Origin of the sequence: Methylorubrum podarium (assembly GCF_040270385.1) — a bacterium.
GTDB classification, from domain to species: Bacteria; Pseudomonadota; Alphaproteobacteria; order Rhizobiales; family Beijerinckiaceae; genus Methylobacterium; species Methylobacterium podarium.
On the sequence record NZ_JBELQE010000085.1, the window covers coordinates 36,121 to 53,715 of the forward strand.

Sequence of the window (17,595 nt, forward strand, 5' to 3'; positions counted from 1 at the left end):
TGATCGGTAGCTGCGGCTTACGGCACCGGCGTCAGCGCCGGGGGCGGGAGGAGGCTCGGGACGATGATGCGGATGGCGCTGCGGCTCTCACCGGTCGAACCGGTCTGCTCGCCGGCCTCCTTCGCGGCGTGGTCCTTCGCGACGTCCTTCGAGAGCTCGGACGGTGCGCCCTCGCGGTTGGCCGCATCGGCGGCGAGGCTCGCCGCCGTCCGGTCGGCCCGGCCGACGAGGGTCAGGCGGACCTTCGGCGCCCGCGACAGCTTCTCCGCGGTCATCGGCGTGACGAAGATGTCGCCCTTGTGCCGGACCAGCATGCTCTCGGCCTTGGCGAGCGACTGCGCCCAGCTCTGGCCCTCCCGCTTGCAGGAGCAATCCGCCGTGAAGCTCTTGCGGAACTTGAAGGCCGACGGCAGCGCCGTGTAGGCGCGATTGCCCTTGATGGTGGCAGCGTATTTCAGGGCTTCGTCGCCGTGCGGCATCGAGTAGGCGACCGCCTCCGTGCCGGGGCAGAGCGCCTGGCACATCTCGTCGGCCCCGCCGCGCCCGTCGGGCAGGTTCGCCATCGGGAAGTACGACCCGTCGCAGGTCTTCACGCAGATCACCTGCACGCCGCCGCGGGCGGTCTGATTGCCGGCCGTCTGTCCCTCCTGCCCATCGCCGGGGGTCAGGCCGGTGCAGGCATTCGACACGGCGGCGACGAGCTGCCGACGGCGGGCGGCCACCACCTCGCCGTCGCCCCCGCCATAGGTGGCGTTGAGCGAGCGGATCCGCGCTTCGACGGCGCCGCATTGCGGGGGACGCGTGTCGAAGAACAGGAACTTGCCGCCCTCGCAGTTGAGGCTGCGATAGTAGGCCTCGAGGCGCGCGACCTCGCTCTGGAGCGCCGACGCCGTGGAGGCGCTGGCGTTGAGATTGGCGAGTTCCGTCCGGTAGCGCTGGCAGGCCCACACGTCGGGCGCAGCGACGGCCGGCGCCGCCCGAGCGAGGGCGAGCGCGGCGAGCACGACGCCGAGTGCGCGGCGAAACTGCGGTCCGATCATCGGCATGGTGCGGATGCTGGGGATCTCGGGCAGGGGTCGCGGGGGTTCACAGCAGGATGCCGGGCCGCGCGAAGCGGCACAAGCGATCCCCGACATGTGTTAAAGCCCCTCGCCCTTTCGGGACAGAGACACCATGTCTCTGCGGCCGAGCTTTGAGGGGATTGCGTCGATGATGTGGCTCACGGGCACCAATGGGAATGGCGGCCGGCGCGCCGCGGCCGGCCTCGCCGCGGGCGTCGCCGTCTGCCTGGCTTTGGCGGCCCCGGCCGCAGCGCAGGAGCCCGACCGGATCTTCGACAAGTCGACGGTCTGGCGCCCGCTGACCCCGAACGACAAGCTCGTGGTCTACGGCATCGACGACCCGGCGGTGGCCGGGATCGCCTGCTGGTACACCCAGCCCGAGAAGGGCGGCATCAAGGGCACGTTCGGGCTGGCGGAGGATGTCTCGGACATCTCGCTCGCCTGCCGGCAGGTCGGCCCGGTCCAGTTCAAGGACAAAATGAAACAGGGCGAGGTGGTGTTCAGCGAGCGCCGCTCGCTGATCTTCAAGTCGATGCAGATCGTCCGCGGCTGCGACGTCAAGCGCAACACGCTGATCTACATGGTCTATTCCGACAAGGTGATCCAGGGCTCGCCCAAGAACTCGACCTCCGCCGTGCCGCTCGCCCCGTGGGGAACCGAGCCGCCGCCGAAATGCGCGGATTTCCTGAAATAGGCGAACGGGGATCACGCGTAGTGCCAGCGGCACTGGGCGATTTCGAGCGTCTGCTCGGTGCCCGTTCCACCGACGCGGTAGACCAGACGGTGCGAGCCGGTGATGCGGCGCGACCACCATCCCTTCAGATTGCCCTTCAAGGGCTCGGGCTTGCCAAATCCCGCGAAGGGTGAGCGGGAGGCGTCCTTGATGAGGTCGTTGAGGCGCCTTAGAACGGCGGGATCCGTCGCTTGCCAGTGGAGGTAATCCGCCCAAGCCTGATCGGACCAGAGCAGCCTCACTCCTCGATCAGGGGACGCTCCGTGCCCCCGCCCGCATCGAGCTGGCTCACGCTCGCCATCAGGCGGGCGGCGTTGGCCGGCGTGCCGAGCAGATGCATCGTCTCGCGCAGGCTCTCCAGCTCGGCGAGGGGGATGATCGCAAGGTCCTCGCGGTTCCGGCGCGACACGACGAGTTCGACCCGGTCGCTCTCGACCCGGTCGAGATGCTCGGCCAGATGACGCCGCAGCTCCGTGAAACCGACAGAACCCATGGGCTCACACCGACCCTGTACCGCTTCCTGTACAGATTGATAGTGGCCGGACAAGGCCGCTGCAAGCGGTGCACGAGGGTCCGGGGGAGGGTATCAATCCTGACAGGTGATGCGCAGCGGGCGCGGGGCGCTCTTCACCGGGGCGGCGTCGCCGATGGCACCGGTATACTCGTCCTGCGCGGCGACGCCGTAATTGGCGGCGCTGGCGAAGCCTTGCGACTCGCACCAGGCGTTGGCGACGACCTGTCCGCACTCGCTCGGACCGCCGCTCAGGCACTCGCCGACGCCGTAGCCGTCCTCGGCCGGGATCAGGAACGTCTTCTCGACGGGCTTGCGCGCCGCGGCGGGCTCACTGCCGGCGCTCGCCGGCAGGGCAGCGCTGGCGAGAACGAGAGCGAGAAGGGCGACGGTCGGACGGCGCATGGTGAAGACCTTGTGAACGGGTTCGTTCGAGTGCGGAGTGTTCGGACGGCGCGGTAAACAAACCCTTGCCGGTCCGGATCACGGTCGATTGAGAAGCGGCACGTCCGCCGCCCTTCTCGAATTCATCACCGTTTTGGGGTAGCCCAACCGCGTGGCGGCGACCGTCGCGGCGACGCAACAGCGGCGGGCGGCGGCCCGGGCGAGACTGTGGCGGCGCCGCGGCCCGGCAATGCCCGGCGGCGAGCGGAAAGTGCTGCGCCGCAACGACAAACGACGAGGGCGGCAGCCGCCGCAGGGGAGGCCGGGCGAGCCCGGCAGGAACGCAGTCGATGACGCCGATGTTGCGCCTCTACAACACGCTGACCCGCGAGAAGGCGGCCTTCGCCCCGATCGATCCGGCGAACGTGCGGATCTATGCCTGCGGGCCGACGGTCTACGACGCGGCGCATATCGGCAACGCCCGACCGATCATCGTCTTCGACCTGCTGTTCCGGCTGCTGCGCCACCTCTACGGCGAGGCGCACGTCACCTACGCCCGCAACGTCACGGACGTGGACGACAAGATCAACGCCCGCGCGCTCGAGCGCGGCATCACCATCCGCGAGCTCACCGACGGCATGCTGGCGCAGTTCCACCGGGACATCCGCGACCTCGGCGTGCTGATGGCCGACGACGTGAACCGGGCCGGCGCGCCGGCGCGCTTCATCGAGCCGCGGGCCACCGACCACATCGCGGAGATGCACCGGCTGATCGAGGGGCTGGTCGCGGCCGGCCACGCCTACGTGGCGGAGGGGCACGTCCTCTTCGACGTGCCCTCCATGCCGGATTACGGCGCGCTCTCGAAGCGCCCGCTCGACGAGATGGAGGCGGGCGCCCGGGTCGAGGTCGCGCCCTACAAGCGCTCACCCCTCGACTTCGTGCTGTGGAAACCCTCGAAGGAAGGGGAGCCCTCCTGGCCCTCGCCCGCCGGGATCGCGGCGCCGGGCCGGCCGGGCTGGCACATCGAGTGCTCGGCCATGTCGTGGAAGCACCTGGGCGAAACCTTCGACATCCATGCCGGCGGCATCGACCTGATCTTCCCCCACCACGAGAACGAGGTGGCCCAATCCCGCTGCTGCTTCGGCACCGACGTGATGGCCAACGTCTGGCTCCACAACGGCTTCCTGCAGGTCGAGGGAGAGAAGATGTCGAAGTCGCTCGGCAACTTCATCACCATCCGCCAGGTGCTCGACGACTGGCCGGGCGAGGTCGTGCGCCTCAACATGCTGAAGACCCACTACCGCCAGCCGATCGACTGGACCCTGCGCGGTCTGGAGGAATCGAGCCGGATGCTGGACCGCTGGTACGAGGCGGCCGGCGAGGCGGCGCCGGGCGCCTCGGTGCCCGAGGGCGTGGTCGAGGCGCTCGGCGACGACCTGAACACGCCGGCCGCCATCGGCGAGTTGCACCGGCTCGCCGGCAGCGACGCCGGAGCGCTCAAGGCCGGCGCGGGGTTGATGGGCTTCCTGCCGCACACCGCGTCGGAGCGCGAGGCCGCGCGGGTCGGCGCGGCGGGGATCGACGTGGCGCGTGTCGAGGCGCTGATCGCCGAGCGCAAGGCGGCCCGCGCCGCCAAGGACTGGGCCGCCTCCGACCGGGTGCGCGACGCGCTCACCGCCCTGGGCGTCAGCGTGAAGGACAACAAGGACGGCACCACCACTTGGACGGTGGCGGGCTGAAGCGTCAGCCCGTCAACCGCTCCAGCCACCCGCCGCCATGGGCGAAGGAACGCCCGCTCAGCCGGCGCAGCGCTTCCTCCGTCGGCACGAGCGGGTGCTCGGCATAGACCTGCGCGATCTCCTCGGCGGTGTTGGGGAGCCGGGAGAACTCCTCAACAATCGCGTCGTAGTTGGTCTTGAGCGTGCGCGAGGACGGGTCGAGCCCGGTGACGACGACGAGACCGGTCGGCGGGGCATCCACCAGCATCACGTCGAGATCGGGCCGGTAGCGCTTCAGGATTGGCACGATCTTCCAGACGTCGCCGGTCCACCAGCCCTCGAACGGAGTTCCCCGCGCGCGGATGTCGGCCTGCATCGGGTCGCGGTCGGCCATCGGCGCGGCCACCGGCAGGCAGTCGTGCATCACGATGATCGAGTCGCGCCGGCAGATCGCCTCGGTGTTGAGGAAGTCGCGCAGCAGGAACTCGAACAGGTGCATGCCGTCGAGGAAGGCGAGGTCGATCCGCCCGCCGATGTCGCGGCGCAGGTTCAGATGCGCGAAGAACACGTCGCTCATCACCTGAAACAGCGAGACCTTGACCTTATTGGCTGCGACGTTGGTCCGAAGCCGGAATTCCGGATCGACGGCGACGCCGTGGCGGCAGGCGATGCCCGAAAAGATGTCGCCGAAGGCGACGCCGATCTCCAGGTAGCGCCGGACGGCGGCGTTGCGGGAGAGCTTGGCCAGCACGCTCGCGTAGTACTCGCCCCGGTGCTCGCCGGCGATGGTCTGTCCGGGCTCGGTCGAAGCCGTCATCAGAATCGCTTCTCGATCAGTTCGTCCGCCATCGGCGCGGGCTCGGTGCGGGCCAGAACCTCGCGCAGGGTGTCCAGCACGCGGTCGGGATCCTCGCCGACGAGGTAGTTCAGATCGAGGCCCTCGCGGATGAAGCCGTGGCCGCGCATGTGGTCGATCAGGGTGATGAGCGGGTCCCAGAAGCCGTTCACCGAGAGCAGCAGGATCGGCTTGCGGTGCTGGCCGAGCTGCGCCCAGGTGAGCTGCTCGACCAGCTCCTCCAGCGTGCCGATGCCGCCGGGCAGGGCGACGAAGGCGTCGGCCCGATCGAACATCAGCCGCTTGCGGGTGTGCATGTCGGAGACGACGACGGTCTCCTGCACCGCATCGAGCATGCGCTCGCGCGACTTCAGGAAGTCCGGGATGATGCCGGTGACGTAGCCGCCCGCATCGAGCGTCGCGCTCGCGACGGTGCCCATCAGGCCGACATTGCCGCCGCCGTAAACGAGCTTGACGCCCGCGCGGGCGAGCGCGGTACCGAGCCGGCGGGCGGCGTCGGCGAAGGCGGGATCGCCGCCGAAGCCGGAGCCGCAATAGACGCAGACGGAGGTCAGCGGCGCCATCACGCGTCTCCTCGACGGCGGCGGCGGACCGCATCCGGGCATCGGATCAGGCGCGCGTCCAAGCCGAAGAATGCTGAGTTCACGCGGGAAAAGTGGGTACGCGCGCGTTCGAGCTTTGGTGTTCTTCTCATGTTCGTTAATATGTCACCGGATTTAGACGGGTTGTCGACAATCGGCGGCACGATGTGCGCGCCCGCGGCGGCCCGAGGCGTGCGGGAGTGTTCGGCCATGACGGCTGAGGTGCGGCGAAGCCTCGTCCTCGCGGCAGCGGGGCTGCTCGGCGGCTTCGCCATGGTGGTCGCGTTGTTCGGGACCGGGGAGCTTCTCAAGCGCAACGCGACGGTCAACCCTTCTGCCGAGACACCGGCCGCGCCGGACGGACCGTCGGCCGGGGCGGAGACCGGCGACCGTGCGGGCAAGGAACCCTCGACGGACTCTCCTCATGCCGCCCTCGGAGCCCTCTCGCAAGGGGGGACCGGGCCGGGACAGCCGGCCGCGCCCGACGCGACGCCGCGCGGGGACGACGGAACGCCGAGCTTCGACATCGTCCGCGTCGAGCCCGACGGGGCGAGCGTCATCGCCGGGCGCGCGGCGCCCGACAGCCGCATCGAGCTCCTGCGCGACGGCAAGCCCTTCGCCACGGCTCGGGCCGACGCCTCCGGCCAGTTCGCCCTGACGCCGCCGGACCTGCCGCCGGGCACGAGCGAGATCGCCCTGCGTGCCACCGGCGCCGACGGCAAGCCGCTGCCGGGGCGCGAGAGCGTGACCGTGGTGGTGGCGGAGAAGCGCGATGCCAAGCCGCTGATCGCCCTGAGCGCGCCCGACGCGCCGACGCGGGTGCTGTCGCAGCCGGATGCGCCCGACGCCTCCGGCAAGCCGCCGGCCGCCGCCTTCGCCGCGACGCCCGGCAACGCCGCGCCCGCGCCGGGTGGGACCGAGGGATCGCGGGAGGCCGGCAAGCCGGCCGGCGAGAGCCGGTCGGCCGCGGTCAAGCCGAGCCGCGGGTCCGACAAGCCCGCCGGCAAGGCGCCGGCCGAGGCGGGCGCCATCCGCATCGTCAGCGTCGATGCGCAGGAGGGCGGGCGCCTCGACGTCACCGGTCAGGCGACGGCGTGGAGCAGCCTGCGCCTCTACCTCAACGACACCATGGTGGCCTCGGGACGGTCCGGGGCCGACGGGCGGGTCGCCTTCACGATCGGGCGCGGAGTGAAGCCGGGCGCCTACCGCATCCGGATCGATTCCGTCGATCCCGCGGGCGGCAAGGTGAAGTCTCGCGCGGAGGTGGCCTTCGCCTATCCCGACAGCGTGCCGCCGACGCGCTACGCGGAGACCGGCCCGGCCGCCGCAGCGAAGCCCGAGGGAACGTCGCCGCCGACCCCGAAGGCACAGCCGGGCCGGGAGCGGGCGGCGGTCGAACCCCGCACGACCGCCCCGGAGCAGCCCGGAGCGGGTCGCCCGACCCCAGCGGCGAAGACCAAATCCGCGGAAGCGAAATCGGCGGAGGCGAAATCGGCGGAGATCGGCCCGGCGCCGAGCCTCGCGGCGGCTCCGCCCGTCGCGGTCGCAGGGTCGCGCGGCGAGGCGGATCGCCCGGTAACCGCCGGCACGCCCGCCCTGGCCGCGTCCTCGGGCGCCAGGACGCCGACGCCGGCTGCGGACGGCCGGGCCGCCGCCGCGCTCGCGCCGAGCCTTCCGGGGGGCAGGTCGGCCGCGGCCGATGCGGGCGCCGTGTTCGTGCCGGAGATCAACACCGCCCGGATCACCCGCGGCGACAGCCTGTGGCAGATCAGCCGGCGCACCTATGGCCGCGGCAACCGCTACACGGTGATCTACGACGCCAACCAGGATCAGATCCGCGACCCGAACCGGATCTATCCGGGCCAGATGTTCGTGCTGCCGAAGGACGCGCCGTCGGCCCGCGGCGTCCCCGACCGCCGGACCTGAGGGGTCGCCGGGCGGCTCCGGCAACGGGGAGGGTGCGCGATCGCGCGCGAGCGCCTATATCCGCCTCGCGACGGCCGCCTCGCGCCGAAGATTTTTTCCGAACCTCACGATGGCAAAAGCACCCGCGCCGGCGGGGGAGGGCGCGTCCGCGCCCCTCGATCGTCCCGGCCTCCTGACGACCTATCGCCGGCTCTGGCCCTATCTCTGGCCCCACGGCCGCGCCGACCTCCAGCGCCGCGTGTTCCTCGCCTTCGGGCTGCTCTTCGTCGCCAAGGCCGCGACGATGGTGATGCCCTTCACCTTCAAATGGGCCACCGACGCGCTGGTCGCCGCGATCGGCGCCAAGGACGGGGCGGGGGAGGCCGCCTCCGCGGTGCCGGCCGGCCTCGTCTCGGCGCCCTTCCTCCTGATCGCCCTCTACGGCCTGTCGCGCATCGCCATGGCCGGGCTGACGCAGGTGCGCGACGGGCTGTTCGCCAAGGTCGCGATGCACGCCGTGCGGCGCCTCGCGCTCCAGACCTTCGAGCACATGCACCGGCTGTCCCTGCGCTTCCATCTCGAGCGCAAGACCGGCGGCCTCACCCGCGTGCTGGAGCGCGGCCGCTCCGGCATCGAGGAATTGTCGCGCCTGATGGTGCTGACGCTGGTGCCGACCATCGTCGAGCTGGCCCTGGTGCTGGGCATCCTCGCCTACGAGTTCGACTGGCTCTACTCGGCGGTCGTGGCGACGATGATCGCCGCCTATCTCGGTTTCACCTGGAAGGCGACCGAGTGGCGCATCGGCATCCGCCGCCGGATGAACAACTCGGACACCGAGGCCAACACCAAGGCGGTCGACTCGCTCCTGAACTTCGAGACGGTGAAGTATTTCGGCGCCGAGAACCGCGAGACCGCCCGCTACGACGCCTCGATGGAGCGCTACGAGAAGGCCTCCACCCAGACCTACGTCTCGCTGGCGGTGCTCAACGCCGGCCAGGCGGTGATCTTCACCCTCGGCATGACGGCGGTGATGCTGTTGGCCGCCCGCGACATCCTCTCCGGCCACACCACGATCGGCGGCTTCGTGCTCGTCAACACGATGCTGGTGCAGCTCTCGATCCCGCTGAACTTCATGGGAATGATCTACCGCGAGATCAAACAGGCGCTGATCGACATCGACGACATGTTCCTGATCCTCCACCGCAATCCCGAGATCGCCGACCGGCCCGGCGCGGCCCCGCTCAAGGTCGAGGCCGGCACGGTGCGCTTCGAGGACGTGCGCTTCGCCTACATCCCGGAACGGCCGATCCTGCGCGGGATCTCGTTCGAGGTGCCGGCGGGCCGCACCGTCGCCATCGTCGGCCCCTCGGGAGCGGGCAAGTCGACGCTCTCGCGCCTCCTGTTCCGCTTCTACGAGCCGAATGCCGGCCGCATCACCATCGACGGGCAGGACATCGGAAGCGTGCGCCAGGATTCCCTGCGCGCGGCGATCGGCATGGTTCCGCAGGACACGGTGCTGTTCAACGACACCATCGGCTACAACATCCGCTACGGCCGCTGGGACGCGAGCGAGGCCGAGGTGCGCGAGGCCGCGCGTCTCGCGCAGATCGACCGCTTCATCGAGAGCCTGCCGGAGGGCTACGATACGCCGGTGGGCGAGCGCGGCCTGAAGCTGTCGGGCGGCGAGAAGCAGCGCGTGGCGATCGCCCGCACCATCCTGAAGGGTCCGCCGATCCTCGTCCTCGACGAGGCGACCTCGGCCCTCGATTCCTTCACCGAGCGGGAGATCCAGGCCGCCCTCGACCGGGTCAGCCGGGGCCGCACCACCCTCGTGATCGCCCACCGCCTCTCGACGGTGATCAATGCCGACGAGATCCTGGTGCTCGACCACGGCCGCGTCGTCGAGCGCGGCGACCATACGAGCCTGCTCGCCCGCGGCGGCGTCTACGCCGCCCTGTGGAACCGCCAGCGTGAGGCGGACGCCGCCCGCGAGGCGCTGAAACGCGCCGAGGACGAGGGCGCGCTGCCCGAGGCCGCCCGGCCGGAGCCGGTTCACTAACCCGCGGTTGACGGAACCGCGCCCCCCTGCCATCCGGCGGGGAAGATTCGCCCCGCCGGAGTCCAACGGGAGCCCATGACCGACCTCATCGAGACGATCCGCCGGACGCTCGTGCCGATCCACAAGGAGGGCTACCCCTTCATCCTGATCGGCATCGTGCTCACCGTGGTGCTCGGCTACTTCTCGCAGTTCTTCGGCTGGGTCTTCCTGATCCTCACGCTCTGGGTCTGCTACTTCTTCCGCGATCCCGAGCGGGTGGTGCCGGTGGGCGACGGCCTCGTGGTCTCCCCCGCCGACGGGCGCGTGAACCTGATCTCGACCGTCCTGCCGCCGCCCGAGCTCGACCTCTCGCACGAGCCGATGCTGCGGATCTCGGTCTTCATGAACGTGTTCGACTGCCACGTGAACCGCGTGCCGGTCTCCGGCAAGATCGGCCAGATCCACTACACGCCGGGCCTGTTCCTCAACGCCGAGCTCGACAAGGCGAGCGAGGACAACGAGCGCAACGGCCTCGTCATGGAGACGACCCATCGCGGCCAGCCCGTGCGCATCGGCGTGGTGCAGATCGCCGGGCTCGTGGCGCGGCGCATCGTCGGCTTCGTCTCGGCCGGCGACGCCAAGCAGGTCGGCGAGCGGTTCGGCCTCATCCGCTTCGGCTCGCGGGTCGATGTCTACCTGCCGGTCGGCACCCGCGTGATGGTCGGGCTCGGCCAGAAGGCGGTGGCCGGCGAGACGGTGCTGGCCGATCTCGGCGGCGGCCCCGAGCGGGCCTTCCGGCGCATCTGACCTCATTGCGGAAGGGCGACATGCCGAGAAGCGACGAGTCGAGAGACGACATGGACGACCTGTTTCCGCCCTTCGCGCCGGACGCGAACGATCGGCCGCGCCGGTTCCGGCCGGTTCCGTTCCGCCTGATCGCGCCGAACATGATCACCCTGCTCGCGCTCTGCCTCGGGCTGACCGCGATCCGGCTCGCCTTCGAGGGACGGTTCGAGCCGGCGGTAATCGCGGTGATCGTCGCGGCGGGCCTCGACGGGATCGACGGGCGCGTGGCGCGCCTTCTGAAGGGGACCTCGCGCTTCGGCGCCGAGCTCGATTCGCTGGCCGATTTCGTGAATTTCGGCTGCGCCCCGGCGCTGATCCTCTACAGCTTCACCCTGCACAACCTGAAATCCGTCGGCTGGATCGTCGCGCTGGTCTTCGCCATCGCCATGTGCCTGCGGCTCGCGCGCTTCAACGCGATGCTCGACGATCCCAACCGCCCCGAATGGAAGAAGGACTACTTCGTCGGCATGCCGGCGCCGGCCGGCGCCATCACCGGGATGCTGCCGCTCTATCTCCACTTCCTCGGCTTCGACTTCGCCGCCTGGGGCCGGCCGGTGATCCTCATCTACGTGCTGGCCATCGCGCTGCTCGTCGTCTCCACCGTGCCGACGTTCTCGGGCAAGACCTGGGGCAAGCGCGTGCCGCGCGACCTCGTGGTGCCGATCTTCCTCGTCGTCGTGGTCGGCTTCGGCCTCGTCATCAGCTTCCCGTTCGAGGCGATGGCGGCGGTGAGCGTGGCCTATCTCGCGGGCCTCCCCTTCGGCGCCGCGCAGTACCGCAAGCGGCTGAAGCAGGAGGCGGCAGCCGAGCGGATCGCCGCGCCCGGCGACAGCCCGGCCGCTCCGAAGGCTTAGCGCAGGTTCGCGGTCGGCGTCTCGGCCGATCCGAGGATCGGGCCGGCGGGATGCGGCGGACCTGACGCCGCATTTCGCGCGCGCCTGGAGGATCAGGAGGCCGACGTGACAGGGACAACGGATTTCGCGCGTCTCGTCGGGATCGCCGTCCCGATCATCCAGGCCCCGATGGTCGGGCCGAAGGCGCCGCTCGCCGCCGCCGTCAGCGCCGCGGGCGGCCTCGGCTCGCTCGCCTGCGCCGCGCTCACGCCCGAGCAGATCCGCGCCGAGGTGGCCGCGATCCGGGCCGCGACGGACGCCCCGTTCAACCTGAACTTCTTCTGCCACGAATCGCCCGCGCCGGACGGCGAGCGCGAGGCTGCGTGGCGGGGGCAGCTCGCTCCCTATTACCGCGAGTTCGGCCTCGACCCGGCCGCCCCGGTGAGCATGGCCAACCGCGCCCCCTTCGACGGCGCCATGGCCGAGGTGGTGTCGGACCTGCGCCCGCGCGTCGTCAGCTTCCATTTCGGCCTGCCGGCGGAGCCGCTGCTGCGGCGGGTGCGGGAGGCGGGTTGCCTGATCCTGTCCTCGGCCACCACCGTGCGCGAAGCGCGCTGGCTTGCCGAGCGCGGCGTCGATGCCGTGATCGCGCAGGGGGCGGAAGCGGGCGGTCACCGCGGCATGTTCCTCACCGACGCGGCGGCCTCGCAGGTCGGCACCATCGCCCTGGTGCCGCAGATCGCCGATGCCGTGGACGTGCCCGTGATCGCAGCCGGCGGGATCGCCGATCCGCGCGGCGTCGCGGCGGCCTTCGCCCTCGACGCCGACGCCGTGCAGGTCGGGACCGCCTATCTGCGCTGCCCCGAGGCCGGCATCTCCGCGCCCTACCGCGCCGCCCTGAGCGCGGCACGGGACGAGGACACGGCGCTGACCAACCTGCTCACCGGCCGCCCGGCCCGCGGCCTGCTCACCCGGGCCGTGCGGGAACTGGGTCCCCTCAGCGCGGCGGCGCCGGCCTTTCCCGGCGCGGCGGTGGCGCTCCAGCCCCTGCGCACCGCTGCCGAGGCGGCGGGCTCGGGCGACTTCTCGCCGCTCTGGTCGGGGCAGGCCGTCGGGCTCTCGCGGGAGCGGCCGGCGGCCGAACTGACCCGCCTGCTGGCGAGCGGCGTGCCGGGCTCTTGATACCGTTTCGGTTGATTTTCGGTTCGGCCCCCGGTCATCCCGGGGCCGCACAGCGGAACCCGGGATCCACCCGTGATGCGCGGCTGGAACACGGCGTTCAGGCCAGTCGTGGATTCCGGGTTCGCCTTCGGCGCCCCGGAATGACGGGAATCAGCAACGAAGGAACCAGCAGGAAATCGTATGACAACGAAAAAGGGCCGCCCCGAGGAGCGACCCTTCTTCGTTTCCGGATAAGCTCCGAAACGAAATTAGCGGGAATAGAACTCGATGACCAGGTTCGGCTCCATCTGCACCGGGTAGGGCACCTCGGTGAGGCCCGGGATCCGGGTGACGCGGGCGGTCATCTTCTGATGATCGACCTCGATGTAGTCCGGCACGTCGCGCTCGGCGAGCTGCGAGGCCACGACCACGATCTCGAGCTGGCGGGAGGCTTCCTTCACCTCGATCACGTCGCCGGCCTTGACCTGGTAGCTCGGGATGTTGACCCGGCGGCCGTTGACCTTGATGTGCCCGTGGTTGACGAACTGGCGCGCGGCGAACGGGGTCGCGACGAACTTCGAGCGGTACACCACGGCGTCGAGGCGGCGCTCGAGCAGGCCGATCAGGTTCTCGCCGGAGTCGCCGCGCAGGCGGATCGCCTCGGCGTAGTAGCGACGGAACTGCTTCTCAGTGATGTTGCCGTAGTAGCCCTTGAGCTTCTGCTTGGCGCGCAGCTGCGTGCCGAAGTCGCTCATCTTGCCCTTGCGGCGCTGGCCGTGCTGGCCGGGGCCGTACTCGCGGCGGTTCACGGGGCTCTTCGGGCGGCCCCAGATGTTCTGGCCCATGCGGCGATCGAGCTTGTGCTTCGCCTGGACGCGTTTTGACATCGCTGTTCCTCTGGAACAAATTTTTGAGGAACGCGCCCTCCTCTCCCTCTTCGCCGGAGCGGCGAGGGCGACAGGGCGGCTGTTACCGCCCGCGGGTGCGCATGAAATGGAACGGGGCCCCGATCAGGAGCCCCGTCCACGGGCGGGGTGCTAGACGAGAACACCCGTGCCGTCAATGCCGCGACCGGGTCAGCGGCTCGGCCGCACCCGATCCTCACCTTTCGTTAACCCTCGTATCGCCTGAATCGCGCGAGACAATTCCCGAGCACTGACGGAGCGCCGACCCATGCCGACGCCAACCACCCGCGCCAGCCTCCTCGGCCTCGCGCTGACCGGCAGCCTTCTCGCCGGCCCGGCCCGCGCGGACTTCCAATCCTGCCTCTCCGGCATCCAGGCTCAGGCGGCGGGGGCCGGCGTCTCGGCGCAGACCTTCCGGGCGGCGACGGCGAACATCGCCTACGACGACAAGGTGATCGAGCTCTCCCAGGCGCAGCCCGAGTTCAAGACGCCGATCTGGGACTACATGGCGGCGCTGGTGGACGAGGAGCGGGTCGAGGACGGCCGCGCCGCCATGCGCCAGCACGCCCAGGCGCTCGCCAACGCCGAGGCGCGCTACGGCGTCGATCGCTACACCATCGCCGCCGTGTGGGGCGTCGAGTCGAATTTCGGTAAGAATCTCGGCAAGATGCCGCTGGTGCAGTCGCTGGCGACGCTCGCCTGTTCCGGTCACCGCCGCCGCGAGTTCTTCCGCACCGAGTTGATCGCGACGCTGAAGATCATCGAGCGCGGCGACATCGAGGCCTCGCGGCTCACCGGATCCTGGGCCGGCGCCTTCGGCCAGACCCAGTTCATGCCCACCACCTATCAGCGTCTCGCCGTCGACGGCGACGGCGACGGGCGGCGCGACGTGGTCGATTCGGTGGCCGACGCGGTCGCCTCCACCGCCAACTTCCTGCGCGTCGCCAAATGGTCGAACGGGCATCCCTGGGGCTACGAGGTCCGGCTGCCGCGCGGCTTCAACGTCGCGGCGGCGGGCCGCAAGAACAAGCACGCCGTCGGCCATTGGGCCTCGCTCGGCGTCACCCGCGTCGACGGCAAGCCGCTGTCGGGGGAGGGAGCCGCCGGCATCCTGGCGCCCGCCGGCGTCAACGGCCCGGCCTTCCTCGTGACCAGGAACTTCGACGCGATCTACTCCTACAACGCGGCCGAGTCCTACGGGCTCGCCATCGCCGTGCTGTCCGACCGCCTGCGCGGGCGCCCCGGCGTCCAGGCCGACTGGCCGACCGACGACCCGCCGCTCTCGCGCGCCGAGCGCCGCGACCTGCAGACCCGCCTGATCGCCCGCGGCTACGATGTCGGCGAGCCGGACGGCAAGGTCGGCTCCAAGACCCGCGAGGCGATCAAGGACGTCGAGCGCCAGCTCGGCATGCCGGCGACGGGCCGGCCGGGCGGAAAGGTGCTGGAGGCGCTGCGGCGGGGGTGATCGGCACGCGGCGTGTGCCAGAGCCTTCCCCTCGCTGCAGAAGGGAAGGGGACGTGCCGCCGCAACCATTACCGCAGGCTCATTTCAATCCGCGAAGAACCGCTCGCGCATCGTTGCCAGGAAAGCTTCGGCTTGTGTGAGCGCCCACTCGGCCTCGTCGTTGGACGGGATCCCGGCCATGTAGTCGGCGCGGACGCGAATATCTTGAAGGCGGTTGAAGGCACGACCGAACGCGGCGTCAACCTGGCCGGGTTGCACCAGTGCTTGACCGAAGGCCGCGATCACTCCGGCATGCGTCTTTATGGTCGTGCCCCCTCGGTGATAACCGGTCGCCATCAGGGAGGCTCTCGCCGCGTCGAACATGGCATAATACGCCCGGTTGCAAGCCCCCTCCGTATCGCCGGTTTCCAAAAGGATACGAGCCGCCTTCAAAGCCCGCTCGGCCTTGCCGATGAAGGCGAGGGCGGAAGCGTCCGTCACAGGCGCACGCCATCCCGCCGGATGCTCGCGATCAGAGTCGGATTGGGAGACCGCTCGGGCTCCCGCCACTCACTCTCCCATAGTGGCACCGCCTGAACGAGCAGGCCGGTCTCCATCAGGATATCGAAGGCGATCTCGGCCATCTCACCCGAGACACGGCTGCGCTCGGCGCTATCGCCCTCCAGCACGATGGCCAGATCGGCGTCGCTGTCAGCCCGATGCGTTCCTCGGGCGCGGCTTCCGAAAAGGAAGGCCTCGCGAATGGGATAATGCCCATCGATACGATTGAGGAAGGCGCGCACGCCGCGCTCCGTCACTTCATCCGGAAAGGATGATCGATGCGCCTCCATGCTCGGCTCGAAATCGGACATGGTCTGACGTGCGCTCTATACCGACCTCACAGACTGGTCCGTCTCATATGTGCATGAGAGCGGGCAACAAAAAACCCGCCCCGAGCGTCTCGGGGCGGGCGGATCGACGAAGGCGGCTCCGCGGAGCCGCCCCTCGAAGACAAATCACTCGGCGGCGGCGGGCGCCTTCTCGGCCTTCGCCGAGCGGTCGGAGCGCTCGACGATGCGGGCCGACTTACCGCGGCGGTCGCGCAGGTAGTAGAGCTTGGCGCGGCGGACCTTGCCGCGGCGGGCCACCTTGATCGAATCGATCATCGGGGAGTGCACGGGGAAGACGCGCTCCACGCCCTCGCCGTAGGAGATCTTGCGGACGGTGAAGCTCTCGTTGAGGCCGCCGCCGTTGCGGGCGATGCAGACGCCCTCGTAGGCCTGGACGCGGGTACGCTCGCCTTCCTTCACGCGGACGTTGACGATGACCGTGTCGCCCGGCTCGAAATCCGGAATGGTCTTGGCGAGGCGGGCGATCTCTTCCCGCTCGAGCTGCTCGATGATGTTCATTGGAAACGCTCCGGCCGTTAGCGCCCGTCCGGTCACGGCCGGGCGTCAGGATTTCGGCATCCTGTTGTGAGTTGGCCGGGCCTGTACCCGATGCGCGCGGCTTTGTCGATGGGTTCGACGGCCGGTGCCCGCCTCCGCGGGCTTAGGTTTCCTCTCCGCTCGACGCTTTCCGGAGCTCGCGCCCCGAAAAGCGCGCCGTGACGCTGCCAAGACAGCTTCGAGCGATGTCCCTTCGGGCCGCGCCTCAGTAGCGGGACGGAACGATCATCTCCCGCGGAATCGGCGCGCGGAGGTAGTCGGCATGTCGCACGCGGTCCGGCAGCACGACCGGCGGGTGCTTGACGGTGTCGTAGGGGATCTGCTCCAGCAGGTGGCTGATGCAGTTGAGGCGGGCGCGCCGCTTGTTGTCCGCCTCGACCACCCACCACGGCGCCTCGGGGATGTGGGTGCGCGCCAGCATGTCCTCCTTGGCGCGGGTGTAGTCCTCCCAGCGGCGGCGCGATTCGACGTCCATCGGCGAGAGCTTCCACTGCTTGAGCGGATCGGCGATCCGCATCCGGAAGCGCAGGGCCTGCTCCGCATCGGTGATCGAGAACCAGTACTTCAGCAGGACGATGCCCGAGCGCACCAGCATGCGCTCGAACTCCGGCACCGAGCGGAAGAATTCCTCCACCTCGGCCTCGGTGCAGAAGCCCATCACGCGCTCGACGCCGGCGCGGTTGTACCAGGAGCGGTCGAACAGCAGGATCTCGCCGGCCGCCGGCAGGTGGGCGACGTAGCGCTGGAAGTACCACTGGCTGCGCTCGCGCTCGCTCGGCGCCGGCAGCGCCGCCACGCGGCAGATGCGAGGATTGAGGCGCTGGGTGATCCGCTTGATCACGCCGCCCTTGCCGGCCGAGTCGCGGCCCTCGAAGATCACGACGACCCGCAGGCCCTCGTTCTTCACCCAATCCTGCAGGCGGACCAGTTCGTGCTGGAGCCGGAGCAGCTCGCGGAAGTAGACGCGGCGCGGCGGCGCATCCCCGTCGTCATGGTCCTCGTCGAAACTGAGCTCCAGCTCCTCGTCGTAGCTGTCGGCCAGTTCGCGGCGGATCGCTTCGAAATCGCTGGCTTGCGGGCGGTTGTCGTCGCGCATGGGGGCTCGGTCCGGTCGTCGGGTCGTACCCGCCGCTTAGAGCACCCTCATGTGACAGAGCGGCGAAAGCGCCGC

19 protein-coding genes are annotated in these 17,595 nt (G+C 70.0%); 8 read left to right on the forward strand and 11 right to left on the reverse strand.

From position 1 onward, the window contains the following. Positions 1-17 precede the first annotated feature (17 nt). Positions 18-1,136, reverse strand: a complete 1,119-nt coding sequence (locus ABS772_RS16055) for a DUF2865 domain-containing protein (protein ID WP_350395834.1) — start codon at positions 1,134-1,136, stop codon at positions 18-20. A gap of 73 nt (positions 1,137-1,209) precedes the next feature. On the opposite strand from ABS772_RS16055, the gene ABS772_RS16060 reads away from it, so the two are divergent. Further along, entirely contained in the window at positions 1,210-1,755 is a 546-nt protein-coding gene (locus ABS772_RS16060; protein ID WP_350395835.1) for a CreA family protein, read from the forward strand. Positions 1,756-1,766: 11 nt separating this feature from the next. Here ABS772_RS16060 and ABS772_RS16065 read toward each other — a convergent pair whose 3' ends face one another. The 3 genes from ABS772_RS16065 to ABS772_RS16075 all read right to left on the reverse strand — a co-directional run bounded on the left by ABS772_RS16065 (position 1,767) and on the right by ABS772_RS16075 (position 2,710). Next, on the reverse strand, positions 1,767-2,036 hold the full coding sequence (locus ABS772_RS16065; protein WP_350395836.1) for a Txe/YoeB family addiction module toxin: 270 nt from the start codon (positions 2,034-2,036) through the stop codon (positions 1,767-1,769). After that, a complete protein-coding gene (locus tag ABS772_RS16070) occupies positions 2,033-2,287 on the reverse strand; it encodes a type II toxin-antitoxin system Phd/YefM family antitoxin (RefSeq protein ID WP_350395837.1) in 255 nt (84 codons plus the stop codon). The genes ABS772_RS16065 and ABS772_RS16070 overlap by 4 nt, the downstream gene beginning before the upstream one ends. Positions 2,288-2,380: 93 nt before the next feature. Further along, positions 2,381-2,710, reverse strand: coding sequence for a hypothetical protein (locus ABS772_RS16075; protein WP_238255324.1), 330 nt, complete (start codon positions 2,708-2,710; stop codon positions 2,381-2,383). Positions 2,711-3,039: 329 nt separating this feature from the next. Here ABS772_RS16075 and cysS point away from each other — a divergent pair, with 329 nt between their 5' ends. Next, entirely contained in the window at positions 3,040-4,428 is a 1,389-nt protein-coding gene (gene cysS / locus ABS772_RS16080) for a cysteine--tRNA ligase (protein ID WP_350395838.1), read from the forward strand. Positions 4,429-4,432: 4 nt separating this feature from the next. Here the strand turns inward: cysS and ABS772_RS16085 are convergent, their stop codons facing one another. Together ABS772_RS16085 and ABS772_RS16090 are read right to left on the reverse strand one after the other, a co-directional pair. Beyond that, positions 4,433-5,224: a class I SAM-dependent methyltransferase gene (locus ABS772_RS16085; protein WP_350395839.1), complete on the reverse strand. Its 792-nt coding sequence runs from the start codon at positions 5,222-5,224 to the stop codon at positions 4,433-4,435. Then, positions 5,224-5,826, reverse strand: a complete 603-nt coding sequence (locus tag ABS772_RS16090) for an LOG family protein (protein WP_238255321.1) — start codon at positions 5,824-5,826, stop codon at positions 5,224-5,226. The genes ABS772_RS16085 and ABS772_RS16090 overlap by 1 nt, the downstream gene beginning before the upstream one ends. A 228-nt stretch (positions 5,827-6,054) precedes the next feature. On the opposite strand from ABS772_RS16090, the gene ABS772_RS16095 reads away from it, so the two are divergent. The 5 genes from ABS772_RS16095 (at position 6,055) to ABS772_RS16115 (ending at position 12,648) form a co-directional block, all read left to right on the forward strand. Beyond that, positions 6,055-7,770 (forward strand): LysM peptidoglycan-binding domain-containing protein, encoded by a 1,716-nt coding sequence (locus tag ABS772_RS16095; RefSeq protein ID WP_350395840.1) that lies wholly within the window; start codon positions 6,055-6,057, stop codon positions 7,768-7,770. 109 nt (positions 7,771-7,879) lie between these two features. Continuing rightward, entirely contained in the window at positions 7,880-9,808 is a 1,929-nt protein-coding gene (locus tag ABS772_RS16100; RefSeq protein WP_350395841.1) for an ABCB family ABC transporter ATP-binding protein/permease, read from the forward strand. A gap of 75 nt (positions 9,809-9,883) precedes the next feature. Then, positions 9,884-10,594, forward strand: a complete 711-nt coding sequence (locus ABS772_RS16105) for a phosphatidylserine decarboxylase (protein WP_350395842.1) — start codon at positions 9,884-9,886, stop codon at positions 10,592-10,594. 50 nt (positions 10,595-10,644) lie between these two features. Continuing rightward, a complete protein-coding gene (locus ABS772_RS16110; RefSeq protein ID WP_350395843.1) occupies positions 10,645-11,487 on the forward strand; it encodes a CDP-alcohol phosphatidyltransferase family protein in 843 nt (280 codons plus the stop codon). A gap of 105 nt (positions 11,488-11,592) precedes the next feature. After that, positions 11,593-12,648: an NAD(P)H-dependent flavin oxidoreductase gene (locus tag ABS772_RS16115; protein WP_350395844.1), complete on the forward strand. Its 1,056-nt coding sequence runs from the start codon at positions 11,593-11,595 to the stop codon at positions 12,646-12,648. A 248-nt stretch (positions 12,649-12,896) separates the two neighbouring features. On the opposite strand, the gene rpsD is transcribed toward ABS772_RS16115, so the two are convergent. Continuing rightward, complete coding sequence (gene rpsD, locus ABS772_RS16120) at positions 12,897-13,514, reverse strand: 30S ribosomal protein S4 (protein WP_238257416.1); 618 nt, start codon at positions 13,512-13,514, stop codon at positions 12,897-12,899. A gap of 286 nt (positions 13,515-13,800) precedes the next feature. Here rpsD and ABS772_RS16125 point away from each other — a divergent pair, with 286 nt between their 5' ends. Then, the gene (locus tag ABS772_RS16125; protein ID WP_350395845.1) at positions 13,801-14,997 is read left to right on the forward strand and encodes a lytic murein transglycosylase; all 1,197 of its coding nucleotides are present in this window, start codon (positions 13,801-13,803) and stop codon (positions 14,995-14,997) included. An 84-nt stretch (positions 14,998-15,081) separates the two neighbouring features. Here ABS772_RS16125 and ABS772_RS16130 read toward each other — a convergent pair whose 3' ends face one another. From ABS772_RS16130 to ppk2, 4 genes are all read right to left on the reverse strand, one after another. Continuing rightward, a complete protein-coding gene (locus ABS772_RS16130) occupies positions 15,082-15,477 on the reverse strand; it encodes a HEPN domain-containing protein (protein ID WP_350395846.1) in 396 nt (131 codons plus the stop codon). Then, a complete protein-coding gene (locus ABS772_RS16135) occupies positions 15,474-15,848 on the reverse strand; it encodes a nucleotidyltransferase domain-containing protein (protein ID WP_350395847.1) in 375 nt (124 codons plus the stop codon). The genes ABS772_RS16130 and ABS772_RS16135 overlap by 4 nt, the downstream gene beginning before the upstream one ends. 144 nt (positions 15,849-15,992) lie before the next feature. Further along, positions 15,993-16,385 (reverse strand): 50S ribosomal protein L19, encoded by a 393-nt coding sequence (gene rplS, locus ABS772_RS16140; RefSeq protein ID WP_238257412.1) that lies wholly within the window; start codon positions 16,383-16,385, stop codon positions 15,993-15,995. A 244-nt stretch (positions 16,386-16,629) separates the two neighbouring features. Further along, positions 16,630-17,520 carry a polyphosphate kinase 2 gene (gene ppk2 / locus ABS772_RS16145; protein ID WP_350395848.1) on the reverse strand — a complete coding sequence of 297 codons (891 nt, stop codon included), beginning with the start codon at positions 17,518-17,520 and terminating at the stop codon, positions 16,630-16,632. Positions 17,521-17,595: the final 75 nt, after the last annotated feature.